The 1,759-nt window shown below is 35.2% G+C and carries 2 protein-coding genes and 1 pseudogene; 2 read left to right on the forward strand and 1 reads right to left on the reverse strand.

The genetic code is table 11. From position 1 onward, the window contains the following. Both DMP16_RS09580 and DMP16_RS09585 read left to right on the forward strand, forming a co-directional pair. Window positions 1-850, forward strand: an 850-nt coding sequence (locus tag DMP16_RS09580; RefSeq protein ID WP_255446865.1) for a radical SAM protein, incomplete at its 5' end; no start/stop codon positions are given. Between the two features lie 33 nt (window positions 851-883). After that, window positions 884-1,510, forward strand: coding sequence for a DUF120 domain-containing protein (locus DMP16_RS09585; RefSeq protein ID WP_083216336.1), 627 nt, complete (start codon window positions 884-886; stop codon window positions 1,508-1,510). An 8-nt stretch (window positions 1,511-1,518) separates the two neighbouring features. On the opposite strand, the pseudogene DMP16_RS09590 reads toward DMP16_RS09585, so the two are convergent. Next, a pseudogene (locus tag DMP16_RS09590) lies at window positions 1,519-1,759 on the reverse strand (DUF357 domain-containing protein); the annotation flags it as partial.

Raw genomic sequence — 1,759 nt, forward strand, 5'->3', positions numbered from 1 at the left:
TTGTTGGAGACTAGAACCAGAGGATATAGGATTAGAATGGGACGATACTAAAATGCCAGCATATGATGATCCGGAATACATAGTTGAGAGAAGTATTGAGGAACATAAGAGGGCAGTTTCTGGTTATTTTGGGAGGGAAGGTGTTAAGCTAGAAAAAGTTAAAGATGCGATGAAACCGGCTCACGTAGCAATCAGCTTGACTGGAGAGCCAACTTTATATGAGAAATTAGGTGAGTTAATTAGGGAATACCATAAGAGAGGACTAACTACATTTTTAGTGACAAGCGGAATAAGACCAGATATCTTAGCTAGCCTTGAGGAAGAACCTACTCAGCTTTTCGTATCTCTACAAGCTCCAAATGAGATCAAGCATAAAATGATAAATAGGCCAGTCGTAGCTAATTCTTGGCAATTGTTGATGAAAACCCTAGAGATACTGCCAAGTTTTAGTTCTCCAACTGTGATTAGGCTTACAATGATAAAGGGGTATAATATGAGTGATGAAGACGCTAAAGAGTTTGCAAAACTTTTCCAAATAGCTATGCCAACCTATATTGAAGTTAAAGCTTATATGCATGTTGGACCTTCCACGTATAGGTTAAGTAAGGATGCGATGCCTAGACATAATGAGATAAGAGAATTTGCAAAACTTCTCTCAAACTATACTGGCTATAAAATACTTTCAGAACACGTACCTAGTAGAATAGTGTTATTAAGTAAGTTAGATGAGCCAATTAAGATAGGAAACGCATGGAATGAAAGATGGGATTGGAGAACCGTTGACATAGAAGATGATATAAACGGAGAATATAAGGAAGCAGAACTAGGATGTACTGAGGGATCAACTTGAAAAGATGAGTCAAACGTTTGTATTTTAGCCAAAATATTAGCCTTTTCGAAGCAAAAATCCTACATTACGCAGTCTGAATTAGCAAGGATATTAAACCTTTCTCAGCAAACTGTCTCGAGAAAACTTAGGGAATTGGAAGAAGATAAATTAATAGTTAGGATAATTTCTAAAGAAGGAGAAATAATTCGGCTTAGTGAAGAGGGAGAAAAGATCTTAAATTCTTGCTTAAGTGATTTAAAAGAAGCGATATTAACATTGCATACCATACAAATCAAAGGTAAAATCATTTCGGGATTAGGGGAAGGAAGAATATTTCTATCGATGGAATATTATAAAACTCAGATAAGTAAATTACTTGGCTTCGAACCATATCCCGGAACGTTAAACGTAGTAATTTATGACAGGCAGTCTATAGAAAACAGATTAATGCTTGAATCATCTCCTCCATTACTGGTACCAGAATATAAATACAAGGATAGAGTGTTAGGGGCAGTCAAATTATATCCTGCATCCGTAAATTCTCTAAAACCAGCAGCGGTAGTTATCCCACAAAGGACTACACATCCAAAAAGTGTAGTTGAAATAATATCACCGTATTATCTTAGAGAGAAACTTAATCTTAAAGATGGCGACGAAATAGTAATAGAAGCATATGTCTAACCTATTATTTATGAATTACAATATCTTTTTTTAATCTCGTTTATAATATCTGTAGTACTTGAGTGGTTCCATTTCTTAATTCTTTCTCTTAACCTTATTATCTCCGGAGAAAGACCTCTTTTCTTAAGCTCTTCTGATAACTTCTTCTCATCTACGTTTTGATCAGGTCCTAAGAAGATTATATCAGGGTTTACTCTTTCAACGCTTTTTAAGAAATCTTCCTTATCACCTAATATTGCGTCATAAACA

It is taken from the genome of Sulfolobus sp. B1, from assembly GCF_007050195.1.
Lineage (GTDB): Archaea > Thermoproteota > Thermoprotei_A > Sulfolobales > Sulfolobaceae > Saccharolobus.